Source organism: Kitasatospora sp. NPDC059160 (genome assembly GCF_042755465.1).
GTDB lineage: Bacteria > Actinomycetota > Actinomycetes > Streptomycetales > Streptomycetaceae > Kitasatospora.
Window position 1 is genome coordinate 55,333 of the sequence record NZ_JBHZCN010000021.1, and the last position, 15,672, is coordinate 71,004.

The 15,672-nt window shown below is 74.3% G+C and carries 16 protein-coding genes; 12 read left to right on the forward strand and 4 right to left on the reverse strand.

Annotated elements, in window-relative coordinates:
• Nucleotides 1-38: 38 nt before the first annotated feature.
• From ACFXOZ_RS11655 to ACFXOZ_RS11705, 11 genes are all read left to right on the forward strand, one after another.
• On the forward strand, nt 39-1,817 hold the full coding sequence (locus ACFXOZ_RS11655) for an ABC transporter ATP-binding protein (protein WP_380589604.1): 1,779 nt from the start codon (nt 39-41) through the stop codon (nt 1,815-1,817).
• Between the two features lie 128 nt (nt 1,818-1,945).
• On the forward strand, nt 1,946-2,191 hold the full coding sequence (locus ACFXOZ_RS11660; protein WP_375885285.1) for a LapA family protein: 246 nt from the start codon (nt 1,946-1,948) through the stop codon (nt 2,189-2,191).
• A 47-nt stretch (nt 2,192-2,238) separates the two neighbouring features.
• Nucleotides 2,239-2,967 carry an amino acid ABC transporter ATP-binding protein gene (locus tag ACFXOZ_RS11665; RefSeq protein WP_375885320.1) on the forward strand — a complete coding sequence of 243 codons (729 nt, stop codon included), beginning with the start codon at nt 2,239-2,241 and terminating at the stop codon, nt 2,965-2,967.
• A 40-nt stretch (nt 2,968-3,007) separates the two neighbouring features.
• A complete protein-coding gene (locus tag ACFXOZ_RS11670; protein ID WP_380589645.1) occupies nt 3,008-3,901 on the forward strand; it encodes a glutamate ABC transporter substrate-binding protein in 894 nt (297 codons plus the stop codon).
• 12 nt (nt 3,902-3,913) lie between these two features.
• Entirely contained in the window at nt 3,914-4,558 is a 645-nt protein-coding gene (locus ACFXOZ_RS11675; protein WP_375885288.1) for an amino acid ABC transporter permease, read from the forward strand.
• The gene (locus tag ACFXOZ_RS11680) at nt 4,555-5,421 is read left to right on the forward strand and encodes an amino acid ABC transporter permease (protein WP_375885290.1); all 867 of its coding nucleotides are present in this window, start codon (nt 4,555-4,557) and stop codon (nt 5,419-5,421) included. Before ACFXOZ_RS11675 ends, ACFXOZ_RS11680 begins: the two co-directional genes overlap by 4 nt.
• A 142-nt stretch (nt 5,422-5,563) precedes the next feature.
• On the forward strand, nt 5,564-6,469 hold the full coding sequence (locus ACFXOZ_RS11685) for a LysR family transcriptional regulator (RefSeq protein WP_360238866.1): 906 nt from the start codon (nt 5,564-5,566) through the stop codon (nt 6,467-6,469).
• A gap of 109 nt (nt 6,470-6,578) precedes the next feature.
• Complete coding sequence (locus ACFXOZ_RS11690) at nt 6,579-7,160, forward strand: cysteine dioxygenase (RefSeq protein WP_375885293.1); 582 nt, start codon at nt 6,579-6,581, stop codon at nt 7,158-7,160.
• An 8-nt stretch (nt 7,161-7,168) separates the two neighbouring features.
• Nucleotides 7,169-8,251, forward strand: coding sequence for a YeiH family protein (locus ACFXOZ_RS11695; protein WP_380589607.1), 1,083 nt, complete (start codon nt 7,169-7,171; stop codon nt 8,249-8,251).
• 175 nt (nt 8,252-8,426) lie between these two features.
• The gene (locus ACFXOZ_RS11700) at nt 8,427-9,137 is read left to right on the forward strand and encodes a spermidine synthase (RefSeq protein WP_375885298.1); all 711 of its coding nucleotides are present in this window, start codon (nt 8,427-8,429) and stop codon (nt 9,135-9,137) included.
• Nucleotides 9,138-9,244: 107 nt separating this feature from the next.
• Complete coding sequence (locus ACFXOZ_RS11705; RefSeq protein WP_380522629.1) at nt 9,245-10,264, forward strand: TetR/AcrR family transcriptional regulator C-terminal domain-containing protein; 1,020 nt, start codon at nt 9,245-9,247, stop codon at nt 10,262-10,264.
• Nucleotides 10,265-10,322: 58 nt separating this feature from the next.
• On the opposite strand, the gene ACFXOZ_RS11710 is transcribed toward ACFXOZ_RS11705, so the two are convergent.
• The 3 genes from ACFXOZ_RS11710 to ACFXOZ_RS11720 all read right to left on the reverse strand — a co-directional run bounded on the left by ACFXOZ_RS11710 (nt 10,323) and on the right by ACFXOZ_RS11720 (nt 13,782).
• A complete protein-coding gene (locus tag ACFXOZ_RS11710) occupies nt 10,323-12,143 on the reverse strand; it encodes a hypothetical protein (RefSeq protein WP_380589610.1) in 1,821 nt (606 codons plus the stop codon).
• 139 nt (nt 12,144-12,282) lie between these two features.
• A complete protein-coding gene (locus ACFXOZ_RS11715; protein WP_375897317.1) occupies nt 12,283-13,191 on the reverse strand; it encodes a TetR/AcrR family transcriptional regulator in 909 nt (302 codons plus the stop codon).
• Between the two features lie 72 nt (nt 13,192-13,263).
• A complete protein-coding gene (locus ACFXOZ_RS11720; protein WP_380589613.1) occupies nt 13,264-13,782 on the reverse strand; it encodes an NUDIX hydrolase in 519 nt (172 codons plus the stop codon).
• A gap of 86 nt (nt 13,783-13,868) precedes the next feature.
• On the opposite strand from ACFXOZ_RS11720, the gene ACFXOZ_RS11725 reads away from it, so the two are divergent.
• Nucleotides 13,869-15,089, forward strand: coding sequence for a serine hydrolase domain-containing protein (locus ACFXOZ_RS11725; protein WP_380589616.1), 1,221 nt, complete (start codon nt 13,869-13,871; stop codon nt 15,087-15,089).
• 13 nt (nt 15,090-15,102) lie between these two features.
• Here the strand turns inward: ACFXOZ_RS11725 and ACFXOZ_RS11730 are convergent, their stop codons facing one another.
• Nucleotides 15,103-15,426 carry a nuclear transport factor 2 family protein gene (locus tag ACFXOZ_RS11730; RefSeq protein WP_375897323.1) on the reverse strand — a complete coding sequence of 108 codons (324 nt, stop codon included), beginning with the start codon at nt 15,424-15,426 and terminating at the stop codon, nt 15,103-15,105.
• Nucleotides 15,427-15,672: the final 246 nt, after the last annotated feature.

Genomic DNA, 15,672 nt, shown 5'->3' on the forward strand with positions numbered 1-15,672 from the left:
GCCGTCAACCGTCCCATCCCGTACGCGAGGAGTACGTCATGAAGCCCCCCGTCCACCAGGAGCAGGGGCCGGTCACCACCCTGCCGGTCGGCTCCCCGGCCGCCGTGCGCGGCTACCTGGGGGTGCTGGCCCGGCGGCACCGGGGCGGGTTCGCCACGGTGGTGTCGCTGCACTCGGTGGCCACCCTGGCCGGGCTGGTCGGGCCCTGGGTGCTCGGCAACCTGGTCGAGTCGCTGGCCACCGGCACCGCCGGGGCCACCATCGCGGTGGCGGTCGGCTGGTACCTGCTGGCGCTGGTCGTGCAGTCCGCGTTCACCGGCTGGTCGCGGCTGCGCGGCGCGGTGCTCGGCGAGCGGGTGCTGGCCGACCTGCGCGAGGACTTCCTGGTCCGCTCGGTCGCGCTGCCGACCGGCGTGCTGGAACGCGCCGGCACCGGGGACCTGGTCTCCCGCGGCACCACCGACATCGACCGGCTGGACAAGTCGGTGCGCGAGGCGGTGCCCGAACTCGCCGTCGCGGTGGTGTCCCTGCTGCTGGTGCTCGGCGCCCTGCTGGTCACCTCGCCGCTGCTCGCGCTGACCTCACTGGTCGGGCTGCCGCTGCTGCTGGCCAGCTCCCGCTGGTACTTCCGGCGCGCCCCGCAGTCCTACCGCAACGAGGCGGCCGGGTACGCGGCGGTCAGCAACGTGCTGGCCGAGACGGTGGACGCCGGGCGGACGGTCGAGACACTGCGCCTGGGCGAGCAGCGGGTCCGGCTGACGGACCGCAAGCTGCGCGAGTGGCTGGCCTGGGAGCGCTACACCCTGTGGCTGCGCTCGGTCTGGTTCCCGACCATCGACGCCGTCTACACCTTGGCGGTGCTGGCCACCCTGGTGGTCGGCGGGCTGCTCACCCTCCGGGGTTGGCTCACCGTCGGCCAGTTGACCACCGGCGTGCTGTACGCGCAGATGCTCACCGGCCCGGTCGACCTGATCCTGCGCTGGTACGACGAACTGCAGATCGGGCAGGCCTCGTTGGCCCGGCTGGTCGGCGTGCACGAGGTGCCGGAGCACCAGGGCGACGAGTCGGCCCGCCCGGAGGGCCGCCGGGTCGAGGCCCGGGACGTCCGCTTCGGCTACCGCGAGGGCGCGGACGTGCTGCACGGGATCAGCCTGGACGTCGCCCCGGGCAGCCGGGTCGCGCTGGTCGGCCCGTCCGGGGCGGGCAAGTCCACCCTCGGGCGGCTGCTGGCCGGGATCTACGCGCCCGGCCGCGGCAGTGTCACCCTCGGCGGGGCGGCGCTGTCCCGGATGCCCGCGGAGCGGGTGCGGGCGGAGGTCGCCCTGGTCAACCAGGAGCACCACGTGTTCGTCGGCACCCTGCGGGACAACCTGCGGCTCGCCGCGCCCGAGGCGGACGACACCGGACTGCGGGCCGCGCTGGACGCGGTGGACGCCGGGGCCTGGGTGGACGCCCTCCCGGACGGCCTGGACACCGAGGTCGGCTCCGGCGGCACCGCGCTGACCGCGCCGCAGGCGCAGCAGCTCGCCCTGGCCCGGCTGGTGCTGGCGGATCCGCACACCCTGGTGCTGGACGAGGCCACCTCGCTGCTGGACCCGCGGGCCGCCCGGCACCTGGAGCGGTCGCTGTCCCGGGTGCTGGAGGGCCGTACGGTCATCGCGATCGCCCACCGGCTGCACACCGCGCACGACGCGGACGTGATCGCGGTGGTCGAGGGCGGGCGGATCAGCGAGTACGGCAGCCACCCGGAGCTGGTCGCGGCCGGCGGCCCGTACGCGGCGCTCTGGCGCTCCTGGCGGGACGAGCGCCAGCGGTAGGCGCGGGCGGGGGAGAGTGACGCGGGTTCGAAACCCGCTCGGGGCCGGATTGCCCCGTGCGGGTTACTCCCTCGCCGGTAAGGGCGCGTAACCGGGCAAATCGTCAGCCCGGACAGCAGACTGCTCCGGTGACCAAGACTTCAGACGGCTCGTCCCGGCCTCAGCGCAGCGAGATCGGCGGGATCCCCACGCGGTACATCGGGATCGGCGTCATCGTGATCCTCGCGGTGTGGTTCCTGTTCGCCAACCTCGACAAGGTCAAGATCCAGTTCTGGGTGTTCACCGTGACCGCGCCGCTCTGGATCGCGCTGCTGGCGACGCTGCTCGCCGGCGGGGTGCTTGGCTGGCTGTTGAAGGGACGGCGCGGCCGGTGAGCACCGCCCCCGAACCGGCCCCGACCGGTTCCCCGGCCTTCACCCCGCTGATCGAGCTGCGCGGGGTCAACAAGCACTTCGGCGAGCTGCACGTGCTGCAGGACATCGAGCTGACGGTCGGTCGCGGCGAGGTCGTCGTGGTGATCGGACCGTCCGGCTCCGGGAAGTCCACGCTCTGCCGGGCGATCAACCGGCTGGAGCCGATCGAACGCGGCACCATCCTGATCGACGGGCAGCCCCTGCCCGCGGAGGGCAAGGGGCTGGCCCGGCTGCGCGCCGAGGTCGGCATGGTGTTCCAGTCCTTCAACCTGTTCGCGCACAAGACCGTGCTGCAGAACGTCTCGCTCGCCCAGATCAAGGTGCGCGGCCGGGCCAAGGCCGAGGCGGAGACCAAGTCCCGGGCGCTGCTGGAGCGGGTCGGGCTGGCGTCGCAGGCCGACAAGTACCCGGCCCAGCTCTCCGGCGGACAACAGCAGCGGGTGGCGATCGCCCGGGCGCTGGCGATGGACCCCAAGGCGCTGCTGTTCGACGAGCCCACCTCGGCCCTCGACCCCGAGATGATCAACGAGGTGCTGGACGTGATGCGCCAGCTCGCCAGCGAGGGCATGACGATGGTCGTGGTCACCCACGAGATGGGCTTCGCCCGGGCGTCGGCGAACCGGGTGGTGTTCATGGCGGACGGCCGGATCGTCGAGGACCGCGCCCCGGAGGCCTTCTTCAACGCCCCCGAGAGCGAGCGCGCCCGGGACTTCCTGTCCAAGATCCTGAAGCACTGAGGGCGGCGCCGTGAACCGAAGGACGACGCCCGCCGCGCGGATGCGCGCACGCCTGACCGCCGCGGCCCTGCTGCTCGCCGTGCTGGCGACCGGCTGCGGCAAGGCCGGCACCCCGCCCCCCAAGGGCCCCCAGCCCAGCGCGCTGCCCAGCTACCAGGTGCAGGACGCCGCCTCGATCACCGGCTCGTCGACCCTGGACGCCGCCCGCGGCCGGGGCCACCTGGTGGTCGGCGCCAAGGAGGACCAGCCGTACCTGGGCCAGAAGAACCCGGCCACCGGCGTGTACTCCGGCTTCGACATCGAGATCGCCAAGATGGTCGGCGCCTCGCTCGGCTTCCCGCCGGAGCGGATCCAGTTCAAGACCATCGCCTCGGCCAACCGCGAGACCGCGCTGCAGAACGGCCAGGTGGACTACTACGTCGGCACCTACACCATCAACGACAACCGGAAGAAGCTGGTCGGCTTCGCCGGGCCGTACTTCATCGCGGGGCAGTCGCTGCTGGTGCGCAAGAACGACAACAGCATCCACGGTCCGCAGGACCTGAACGGCAAGAAGGTCTGCTCGGCGGCCGGCTCGACGCCGTACCAGCGCATCCAGTCGCAGTACCCCAAGGCGCACCTGATCGGCTACGACACCTACTCGGCCTGCGTGGACAACCTGATCACCGGCCAGGTCGACGCCGTCACCACGGACAACGCGATCCTGCTGGGCTACGCGGCCAAGGTCCCGGACGAGCTCAAGGTGGTGGGCCCGCTGTTCTCCACCGAGCCGTACGGGATCGGCACGCCGAAGAACGACACCGTGCTGCGCGGGGCGCTGGACGACGCGTTGGCGCACCACGAGCAGAACGGCGACTGGAAGAAGGCCTTCGACGCGACCCTCGGGCTGTCCGGGGAAGCCGCGCCCACCCCGCCGCCGATCGACCGGTACTGAGAGGGCCGCGCCGTGAAAACGCTGACCGACAACTGGTCGACCTACTGGGACGGCTTCCTCGGCACGCTCTCGCTGTTCGCGGTGAGCGCCGTGCTGTCACTGCTGCTGGGCGTGCTGATCGCGGGCTTCCGGGTCTCGCCCGTCCGGCCGCTGCGGGTGTTCGGGACGGTGTGGGTGACGCTGCTGCGCAACACGCCGCTGACCCTGCTGTTCTTCATCGTGGTGCTGGGCCTGCCCCGGTTCGACATCACGCTGCCCTTCTACACCTTCGCCGTGCTGGCGCTCGGCTGCTACACCTCGGCCTTCGTCTGCGAGGCGATGCGCTCGGGCATCAACACCGTGCCGCCCGGGCAGGGCGAGGCGGCCCGCAGCCTGGGGATGAGCTTCGGGCAGACGATGGGCCTGGTGGTGCTGCCGCAGGCGTACCGCTCGGTGGTGGCGCCGATCGGCAGCGTGATGATCGCGCTGGCGAAGAACACGGCGATCGCCGGTTCGTTCAGCGTGACCGAGCTGCTGGGCACCTACCGGACCATCAACGAGCTGGGCTACAGCATCGTCTGGACCTTCGTCTGGATCGCCGTCGGCTACCTGATCATCACCCTGGCCGTCAGTGCCGTCTTCAACCTGCTGGAACGACGAGTGGCGGTGTCCCGATGACCGTTGGAGCCTCGGCGCTGTACGACATCCCCGGCCCGAAGGCGCTGGCCCGGCACCGGCTGTACGGCGGGATCGCGCTGCTGCTGATCGCGGCGCTGATCGGCTGGATCGTCTACATGCTGTTCCACACCCACCAGTTCACCTACGCCAAGTGGGAGCCCTTCGAGTACCGGGGCGTGCAGGACCTGCTGCTGCGCGGGCTGGGCAACACCCTCCAGGCCTTCGGCTGGACGGCGCTGTTCGCGCTGCCCTTCGGCGCGCTGTTCGCGGCCGGGCGGCTGTCCGACCACCGGGTGGTGCGCTGGTTCTCCACGCTGGTGGTGGAGTTCTTCCGGGCCATGCCGCTGCTGGTGATGATCTTCTTCGTGTTCGTCGCCCTCAAGGTGCAGCCGCTCTGGGCGCTGGTGGCCGGGCTGGTGCTCTACAACGGCTCGGTGCTGGCCGAGGTGTTCCGGGCCGGCGTGCTCGCGGTGCCCAAGGGCCAGCGGGAGGCCGCGTACGCGCTGGGGATGCGCAAGACCCAGGTGATGACGTACGTGCTGGTGCCGCAGGCCAACCGGGCGATGCTGCCGGCGATCATCAGCCAGCTGGTGGTCGCGCTCAAGGACACCTCGCTCGGCTTCCTGATCACCTACGAGGAGTTCCTGCACGCGGGGAAGCTGATCGCCACCAACCTGGACTACGACCTGCCGTTCATCCCGGTGGTGATGGTGATCGCGCCGATCTACATCGGGATGTGCCTGCTGCTGTCCTGGCTCGCCCGCTGGGTCGAGCGGCGCAGCCGGCGCAGTCCGAGCGTGCGGGGCGGGGCACCGGTGGCCAAGGCGGGGGTGGCGATGGGGCTTCCGCCGTCGGCCCGGTGAGGACCCGGGCGGCCGCACCGGTGGGACGGGCGGTTCGGGACTGAACCATAGGTGCCGAAGGGGTCGAGGCCTGGACCTCCAAATTCCTCTTATGATTGCGGAGGCAGGCGGCAGACGACCGGGCGGAGGGGCCATGGAGCCGGTGTTCGACTCGCGGCACATCAGGACGTTCCACGAAGTCGTCCGGGCCGGTTCCTACTCGGCCGCGGCCCGGGAACTCGGCTACACCCAGCCCGCGATCACCCAGCAGATGAAGGCGCTCGAACGCACCGTCGGCGTCCCGCTGTTCACCCGCGCCGGGCGCGGCCTGCGGCTCACCGAGGCCGGCGAGGCGCTCTCCCGGCACGCCGAGCTGATCCTCGGCAGCCTCTCCGCGGCCCAGCAGCAACTCGCCGCGCTCGCCCGGCTGCGCGCCGGGCGGGTCCGGGTCTGCGCGTTCCCCAGCGCCAACGCCACCCTGATACCCGAGGCGATGGCCCGGCTGCTCGCCGAGCACCCCGGCGTCCGGGTCGAGCTGCTGGAAGCCGAGCCGCCGGACTCCGTCCAGCGGCTGCTGCGCGGGGAGTGCGACATCGCGCTGGCCTTCCGCTACCCCGGCCAGGCCACCGAGCTGCCGGACGGACTGGACGAGATCCCGCTGATGGAGGACCTGCTCACGGTGCTGCTGCCGGTCGGGCACCCGCTCGGCCGCCGGCACGCCGTCCGGCTGGCCGACCTCGACGGCGAGCGCTGGATCGCCGGCTGCCCGCGCTGCCGGGCCAACCTGCTGCACGTCTGCGCGGAGGAGGGCTTCGCGCCCGACATCGTGTTCTCCACCGACGACAACCTGGCGGTGCAGAGCCTGGTCGCCGCCGGGGTGGGGATCGCGCTGATGCCCGCGCTGGTGCTCTCCTTCATGTGCCACCGCAAGGTCACCGGGCGCGCCGTCGAGCCGCACCTGCGGCGGCAGGTGAGCGCGTACGTGCTGCGCGAGCACCGGCGGATCCCGGCCACCGGGCTGGTGCTGGACCACCTGCGGCAGGCGGCGGCGAGCCGGGTCGGCTGCTGACCGGGCGCCGCGGGCGCCGGCGGGCTGGGGTAATCCATAAGCATGAGTAGGGGTGATGCTTAGAAACCCTCGTTGGACGTGATAGGTCGGGTGGCCCGAACCTGCTGGCATGACACCCCCAGCCACGGTCGGCAGCGACCGGCTCACCGAGCGGATGACCGCACTGGTCAGCGAGATCCGCGCCGTCGTGGACCGCGGACTGCCCCCCGAACTCACCGCGTACCTGGTCGGCGAACGCCTCGCCCCCCACCTGCTCGCCGCCCCCGACGGCCCCGACGCGCTGCTCACCCCCGCCCAGTGCGAGGGCGACCCGCAGCGCTACCGCCAGCACGTCGTGCACGCCGAGGCCGACGGCAGCTTCTCCGTCGTCGCCCTGGTCTGGCTGCCCGGCCAGCAGACCCCGATCCACGACCACGTCTCCTGGTGCGTGGCCGGCGTCCACCGGGGCCAGGAGAGCGAGACCCGCTACCGGCTGATCTCCGACGGGCGCACCTCCCGCCTGGTCGAGACCGAGCACGTGGCCGGCCCGGCCGGGACGGTCGCCGCCTTCGCCCCGCCCGGCGACATCCACCTGGTGCGCAACGCCTGCGGCACCACCGCCATCTCCATCCACGTGTACGGCGCGGACGTCTCCCGGCTCGGCACCAGCATCCGGCGGGTGTACCAGCTCCCCGCCGACCAGGAGCGGTGAGCGGCGGCGTGGCACTCACCCTCCGCGAGCGGGCCACCCGTACCCGCTCGCTCCCCCCGCTCGGCGGGGACGCCCCCGGTCTGCTGCTCGCGGCGGTCGGGGTGGCCGCCGCGATCGCCGTCCACGCGGCCGTCCCCGCCGTGCCCAAGCTCACCGCCGCCGTCGTGCTCGGCATGGCGGCGGCCCACCTGCCCGGGCTGCGCCCGGTGGTCCGCGGGGTCGCCCGGTCCGGGCTGTCGACGGCCGGGAAGCGGCTGATGCGGCTCGGGATCGTGCTGCTCGGACTCAAGCTCAGCCTGGACGACGTGCTCGGCCTCGGCTGGGCCACCGTCGCGATGGTGCTCACCGTGGTCGCCGCCACCTTCGCCGGCACGCTCTGGCTGGGCCGGCGGCTCGGGCTGCCCGGCGACCAGCCGCTGCTGGTCGCCACCGGGTACTCGATCTGCGGGGCCTCGGCGATCGGCGCGGTCAGCCAGGCCGCGGGCAGCGAGGAGGAGGACGTCGCCTCCTCGGTCGCGCTGGTCACCCTGTGCGGAACCCTGGCGATCGCCGTACTGCCCTTGCTGCAGCACCCGTTGGGGCTCGGCGAGATCGAGTTCGGGCGCTGGGTCGGGGCGAGCGTGCACGACGTCGGGCAGGTGGTCGCCACCGCGCAGACCGGTGGCCCCGGCGCGCTGCGCGAGGCCGTGCTGGTCAAGCTGATGCGGGTGGTGCTGCTGGCGCCGCTGGTCGCGGGCGTGGCCGTGACGGTACGGCGCAACGCGCGCGCCGCGCGCCGGGCGGGCGCGGACGGCTCGGACGGTGCGGACGGTGCGGCGAAGGCCGGCCGTCGGCCGCCGATCGTGCCGCTGTTCGTGGCGGGCTTCCTGGCGATGATCGTGCTGCGGACCACCGGGGTGCTGCCCGAGCGGGCCCTCACCCTGGCCGGGGACGCGCAGGAACTGCTGCTGGCCGCCGCGCTGTTCGGGCTCGGCAGTGCGGTGCACCTGCCGACCATGGCGAAGACCGGTGGGCGGATCGCGCTGCTCGGGCTCGGGTCCTGGGTGGTGGTCGCGGGGGTGTCGTACGCGGGGGTGCTGCTCACGACCTGAGCGACCTGAGCGACCTGGGCGACCTGGGCGGTGCGGGCGCGGCAGTCGTACGCGTGTCCCGCCGCCCACCGGCCCGGTTCGATCACTCGGTCCGGTGGGCGGGACTCGGTTATCGTCGGGCGGGGATCGCCCCCCACGGGGCGAAGCACGCCGCCGAGTCCGCCGAGGAGAAAGCATGACCACCGCACTGCCCGAACGGGACGCCCACGAGGCTGTCGTCACGCTCGACCGGCGGGAGGGCCCGTACGGCGAGGTGGTGCTGCGGCAGCGCGGCCGGCACTACGAGATCATCGCCAACGGCTGCTTCCTGATGGACACCGCGGACGGGCGCTCCGAACGGCTGCTGATCCAGGCGGCCTTGGACGAACTGGACCGCACCGGCGCCGGCCCGGCCGCGCCGTCGGTGCTGATCGGCGGACTCGGGGTCGGCTTCTCCCTCGCGTACGCGGCCGCCGAACCGCGCTGGGGGCGGATCGCCGTCGTCGAGCGGGAGAGCGCGATCATCGACTGGCACCGCTCCGGCCCGCTCGGCGGCTTCTCCGACGGCGCGCTGGACGACGCGCGGGTCTCGGTGATCCACACCGACCTGCTGGAGTACCTGGCCGCCGCCGACGGCGAGCGCTACGACGCGCTGTGCCTGGACATCGACAACGGGCCGGACTGGACCGTCACCGACTCCAACGCCGGGCTCTACGGGGCGGACGGGCTCGCGGTGCTGTGGCACCGGCTGCGGCCCGGCGGGGTGCTGGCGGTGTGGAGCGCCCAGCCCTCGACGGACTTCGAGGAGGCGCTGCGGGCCGCCGGGTTCTCGGACGTCGTGACCGAGGAGGTCCCGGTGAGCCGGGGCGTGCCGGACGTGGTGCACCTGGCGCGCCGGGCCGGCTGAACCCGGGCGCCGCGCAGGCCGGTCGGGACCGTACGGTCGGCGGCCGGCGCTGCTAGCGTGGGCGGCCGCGACGCGAGGGCGTGTCGGGTCGAGCGGGTGGTGGTGTGGTGGAGAGCGGGTCGCCCTCGGAGCGGATCACGGCCGAGCTCCGACGTCGGATCGCGGTGGGGGAGTTGCGGCCGGGCGCCCGGGTGCCCTCGACGCGGCGGATCGTGCAGGAGTGGGGCGTGGCGATGGCCACCGCGACCAAGGTGCTGAACCGCCTGCGCGAGGAGGGCCTGGTGCGGGCCGTCCCCGGGGTGGGGACGGTGGTGGCGGCCCGGCCGGCGGCTCCGCCGGCTGCGCCCGCCGGGAGTCCGGCTCCGGCCGCGGGTCCTGCCGCCGCTCCTGCCGTGGCGCCGGTCGCGACCCCGGCGCCGACGGGCGGGCGGCGGCGGGCGAAGGGCGGCGAGCGGGAGCTCGGCCGGGAGCGGATCGTCGCGGTGGCGGTGCAGGTGGCCGACGCCGAGGGGCTCGCGGCGCTGTCGATGCGTCGGATCGCGACCGAGCTGGGCATGGCGACCATGTCGCTCTACCGCCATGTGCCCGGCAAGGACGAGCTGTTGCGGCTGATGCTGGACAAGGCCTTCGGCGAACAGCCGCTGCCCGGGGCACCGGCGCCGGACTGGCGGACGGGCCTGGACGAGATCGCACGCCTGCAGTGGCGGATCTACCGGCGCCACCCGTGGCTGGCCTCCACCATGTCCTTCACCCGCCCGGTGCTGGCGCCCGACGCGGCGCTGCACACCGAGCGGTCGCTGGCGGCGCTGGCGGGGACGGGGCTGAGCCTGGCGGAGATGGCCCAGGCCTCGGTCAGCCTGGCGGCCTTCACCTGCGGGCTGGCGGTCCACTTCGAGCGGGAGGCGCAGGCCGAGCAGGACAGCGGGATGTCCGCGGACGAGTGGATGGACCGGCTGGACGACCGGGACCACGACCTGCTGATGACGGACCCGGAGCGGTTCCCGATGTTCGACGCGCTGAACCGGGGGCCGGAGATCGACATGGGCCTGGACGCGCTGTTCGAGTTCGGGCTGGCGCGGATGCTGGACGGGGTGGAGGCGCTGATCGCGGTGCGGGGGAGCGGCTGACGGCCGGCGGCTTTTTGAGGCGGTGAACCGCACCGGAAAGGCCCCCGGCCGTCGTCGGTCAGCCGAACGGCCGGTGCTCCGGCGCGGCGTCGTCCGCGGTGTCGGCTTCGGCCTCCGGTCCGTCCGTGGTGGGGGTGGTGCCGGAGATGCCGAAGGGGTCGAAGTCCGGCGGCGGGATCATCACCGGGGTGCCCTTGCGCGGGGCCGGAGCGGCCGCGGCGTCCGTCGCGGGGGCCGCCGTCGGTGTCGCCGCCGGGGCGGGCCGGGCCGGGATCAGCGGCGGGGTCGAGGGCGGCGGAGGGACGGCGGGGCCCTGGGCGGCGACGGTGGTGCCGAACGGGTCGGGCTTCGGCTCGGCGGCGATCGTGGTGCCGAACGGGTCCGGTGCCTGGGCGCCCCCGGCGGGCGGCGCGGCCGGTCCGTCCGTGGTGGGGGTGGTGCCGGAGATGCCGAAGGGGTCGAAGTCCGGCGGCGGGATCATCACCGGGGTGCCCTTGCGCGGGGCCGGAGCCGCCGCGTCCGCCGCGGGGGCGGTCGCCGCGGGCTCCTCCGCGACCGGGGCGAAGGGGTTGAAGTCGGCGGGCGGGATGCGCACCGGGGTGCCGCGCAGGTGTACCGGCTTCTCCTCCTGGTCCGCCGCCGGGGCGGCGGGCGGGGGCACCGGGACGGGCGGAGCGACGGGCGGGGCCTCCGGCGCGGGCGCGGCCGGGGTCCGGAGCGACTCGCCGTCCCAGCCGAACTGGATGCTCTTCAACAGCTCCGCGAACGCCTCGGTGTACAGCTCCCAGTCCTCCGGCCGGGCCGTGGACAGCTGGGCGCACAGCACCGTCCCGCGGTCCGGCAGCGGTACGAAGGCCTGGACGGCCGAGGTGACCACCCAGCGGCGCTGCCCGTCGGCGGCCAGCGCCCCGGGCACCGGCACGGTCCGGCCCTCGACCAGGACGGCGGCCGGCCCGGCGGGCAGCAGCACCGTCCAGACCTCGGCGTGCCGCCGTACGGTGGCCAGTTCGGTGGCGAGCTCGGTGATCGGCAGCGGGTGCCGGGCGAGCGAGACGACCAGGGTGGCCTCGGAGGCGCGCCCGTCCACCTCCAGCGCGCACACGCCCGCGTAGCGGACGCCCGCGTCGTGGAGCAGGTCGGTCAGGGTCGCGGTGATCACCGCGAAGTCGCGGCGCGGCTCCGGCCCGGTGGCGCCGAACAGCTCCTCGGCGACCTCGGCCAGGTGCCCGGTGAGTTCGGCGGCCGCCGCGAGGGTGGCCCGGTCGGCGTCATCGGCGGTGTCCGCCGGGCCGGCGGGCACGGCCCGGGCGGTGACCCCGGCGGGCCCGCCGGGGGAGGTCAGCGGGTGGAAGCCCGGCGGGACGACCAGTCGGACCTCGGCGCCCGCGCCGGTGGCCAGTTCGACCGGCTGCCGGGTCTGCTGACCGGCCGCCAGCGCGGCCAGGGCCGGGGCGAACGGCGGGCGCAGCTTGGCGTCGGCGAACTCGCCGGTGACCGGCAGCTGGAACAGCGCGGCCGAGGTGGTGCCCCGGTCGGCGATGGCGCCGCGCACCGCGCCGCCGCCGTAGCGGTGGTGCAGTGCGGTCGTCACCCGGTCGGCGACCCGGGCGCCGCTGCCGGGCCGGGCCGTTCCGGCGGTGAGTACCGTGCCGAGCCGGTCGAGGGCCTCGTGCACCGGGCCGTTGGGTGCCAGCGGCAGGCCGAACAGGGCCTCGGCGGCGGGGTGTTCGGCCGGCTTCGGGGTGCTGAGCGCGGCGGCCGGGTGGCGCGAGGTGTGCTCGTCGAAGAGGGCGTCGGTGAGCGTGCCGAGGGTCGCGCTGACCTGCTCGGCTGCCGCGAAGGGGTTGGCCTCCGCACTGAACTGGACGTCCTGGGTCAACTGGTGAGCCCCCCGCTCTGCTCCGTCTGCGATCGGTGGTTCGGGTGGGACCGGAACCGCCTGGGCGGCGGGTCGTCAGGTCCCCGCCCATTCCTATCAGAGCCCACCGTCGGCACCGAACCGCAGGATCACCCGATGATCACGCCGGGGAGGCGTCGGCGGACCCTTCCGTGGCCTGCGCGGACGGTTCGTCCACGGGCGCCGCGGCCGTCGGGGCGGGCGCCGGGACGGGTGCCGACCCGGCCGTCGGAGCGGCCAGCGCGGTGAGCGCGTCGAGGATGCCGGGGACGGCGAACAGCCCGACGAGGTCCTGGACCAGCCGCCCGGACGGCCCCTCGGGCCGCTCGTCGGCGAAGAAGGAGGCCAGCTCGGCGGCCAGCGCGGGCTCCCGGGCGGCGGTGAGGGTGAGCGAGGCGACGAACTCCTGGACCAGGTGCAGCTGCAGCTCCTCCAGCGGTACGGACCGCTCGGCCAGCCACTCCAGCGAGGTGATCTCCGCGTTGGCGATCCAGGCCCGGACGGTCAGCCGCAGCCCGGGACTCGGCGCCGGGACGGCCAGGTGGGCGAGGATCTGGTCGTGCGCCGCCCGGCGGACCTCGTCGATCACCGCCGAGGTGCCCGGGCTGGCCGCCACCGAGCCGCCACGCAGCAGCGCGGCGAAGCCGGGCCCGTGGCTCTGCACGAAGTCCAGGTAGCGGCCCATCACCCGGAACAGCCGCTCCGACAGCGGCCCCTCCATCGGCTCCTCGAAACGCGCCGAGAGCTCCCGCCCGGCGCGCCGCAGCGAGGCCTCGTACAGCGCCTGCTTGCCCGGGAAGTAGTGGTACACCAGCGGCCGGGAGGCGCCCGCGGCGGCGGCGATGTCGTCGATCGACACCTCCTCCGGAGGGCGCCGGCTGAACAGCTCCAGGGCCACGGCGATCAGCTGTTCCCGCCGCTCGTCCACGCTCAGCCGCCGGCGCGGCCGCTCGCCCGCGGCCCCCCGGTCGGGGGCGGCGGCGGTCCGTGCTGCGCGGTCGGCCGTCGGCGACGGCGTACGGGAGGCCATGCGCGCAGCCTATCCGGCGGCCGTCCGCGGGCCCATGCGGCCTGTCCCGCGCTCGCCGGCCCGGCCGGCGGGCTACCCGGCCTTGAGCTCCAGGTAGCGGCGGTAGGCCTCCAGGCCGTCGACGACGAAGGTGTCGCGGGCGAGGCGTTCGGCGAGCTCGGCCGGGGTGAGCCAGGCGTGCCAGGCGACCTCGGACTCCTGCGGGGCGACCGGGCCGTCCCACTCCGCCTCGTACATGTCGCACCACCAGGAGAGCTTGCCGCCGTCGGGCTCCCGGAACAGGAACTTGAAGAGCGGACGCGGGGCGATGCCCCGGACGCCGAGCTCCTCCTCGGCCTCCCGGACGGCCGCGTCGGCGTAGCTCTCGCCGGAGCCGACCACGCCGCCGACCCACATGTCGTACGCGCCGGGGGAGAACAGCTTGGTGTCCGTACGCCGGTGGACGAAGATCCGCCCGGCCGGGTCGCGGACCATGATGAAGACGCAGCGGTGGGTCAGCCCCCGGCGGTACACCTCCCCCCGCAGCGCCGTCCCGACCACCCGGTCGTTCTCGTCGACGATGTCCAGCAGCTCTTCGGCAGGGTTGGTCATGAACGACAGGTTAGGGTTTCCGGGCCCGCTTCGAACGCGGGACCGAGGTATTCGAACGTCGACGAACGGGCTGAGGACGGCGCGCGGTGGTGGAGATCTGGGGCGAGACGGCCGAGGGGTTCAAGCCGGTACGGGAGGCCTTCGCGCGGAACTTCGCCGAGTGCGGCGAACTGGGCGCGGCCTTCGCGCTGTACCTGCGCGGCCGCAAGGTGGTCGACCTGTGGGGCGGCGACGCCCGGCCCGAGGTCGGCGGCCGGCCCGCGCCCGCGGTGCCGTGGACGGCGGACACCGCCCAGGTGCTGCGCTCGGTGACCAAGGGGCTGACCGCGGCCACCGCGCTGCTGCTGGCCGAGCGGGGCCTGCTCGACCTGGACGCGCCGGTGTCCTCGTACTGGCCGGAGTTCAAGGCGGCCGGCAAGGGCGCGGTGCCGGTGCGCTGGCTGCTGTCGCACCGGGCCGGGGTGCCGGCGCTGGACGTGCCGCTGAGCCTGGACGACGTGCTGACCTGGGAGCGCGCCGTCGACGCGGTGGCCGCGCAGGAGCCCGCCTGGGAGCCCGGGACGGCGCACGGCTACCACCCGTACACCTTCGGCTGGCTGGTCGGCGAGGTGGTGCGGCGGGCGGGCGGCCGGACCGTCGGCCAGTACTTCGCCGAGGAGATCGCCCGGCCGTTCGGGCTGGACCTGTGGATCGGGCTGCCGGCCGGTGCCGCGCCCCGGGTCGGCAAGCTGGTCGACCTGCCCGCCCCGGAGGCGGCCCGGACCGGCCCGAGCGGGCTGCGGCTGCGGCCCAAGCAGTCCGTCCGGGACGCCTACCAGGACCCGGCCTCGCTGACCGCCCGGGCCTTCGCCTCGGTGCTGCCCGGGGTGGACATGAACGACCCGGTGGTGCAGGCCGCCGAGATCCCCGGCGCGAACGGCATCGGCACGGCCCGTTCGGTGGCCCGGTTCTACGCGGCGCTGATCGGCGCGGCCGACCGCCCGGACGGCTCCGGCGCGCTGCTGCCCCCGCTGTTCGGCCCGGAGGTGCTGGCCCGTGCGGTCGGGCCGGTGGTGAACGGCCCGGACCGGGTGCTGATCGTCAACTCGACCTTCGGCCTGGGCTTCTGGCGGCACGGCCCGACCGCGCCGATGGCCTCCCCGGCGAGCTTCGGCCACCCGGGCCGGGGCGGCTCGCTGGGCTTCGCCGACCCGGAGCTCGGGCTCGGCTTCGGGTACGTCACCAACGGGATGCAGCCGGGCGTCACCGGGGACGTGCGCTCGCGCAACCTGATCCGCGCGGTGCGGGGGTGCCTAGGGCTGTCCTGAGCCCTGCCGATCCCTACGCCTGGCCGGTCTCGAAGCGGCTGATCTTCCCGCCGTCGACGGTGAAGCGCCAGGCGGTGCGCATCTCGCCCCAGGTGTCGTTGGTGAAGTTGGCGACCAGGGCGTGGCCGTGGCCGGACTCGGTCTGGACGTCCATCCGGCCGCGCGAGGAGAAGATCTCGCGCTCGGTCCAGTCGGCCAGGTCGCGGTCGGAGCCGTCGTCGGACATGGTCGCGCCGGGGGTGAGCGTGGCCAGGAAGGCGTCGCGGTCGCCGGCGTTGACCGCGGTCACGAAGGCGCGGACGGCGGGGTCGGAGAGCTTGCTGGGGGCGATCGTCATCGAGGACTCCCGAAGGGAAGAGGAACGGGAGTCCTTGTTTAGGGCGTTCGCGCGGGCCGTCCGGGCATGTCGGCGGCGCGTCGGCAAAATCACCGGATTCATGTGCTTAGATCCCGAAACAGGCGATTTGCCCGGTGAGCCCGCCGCGGGGAGTGGCGGTGGGGGGGGGGGGCCCGCGTGGGGGCCGCCCCCGCCCCCCACCGCGAAAAAAAAACCCCCCCGCGCGGGGGGGGTGATGACCCACCG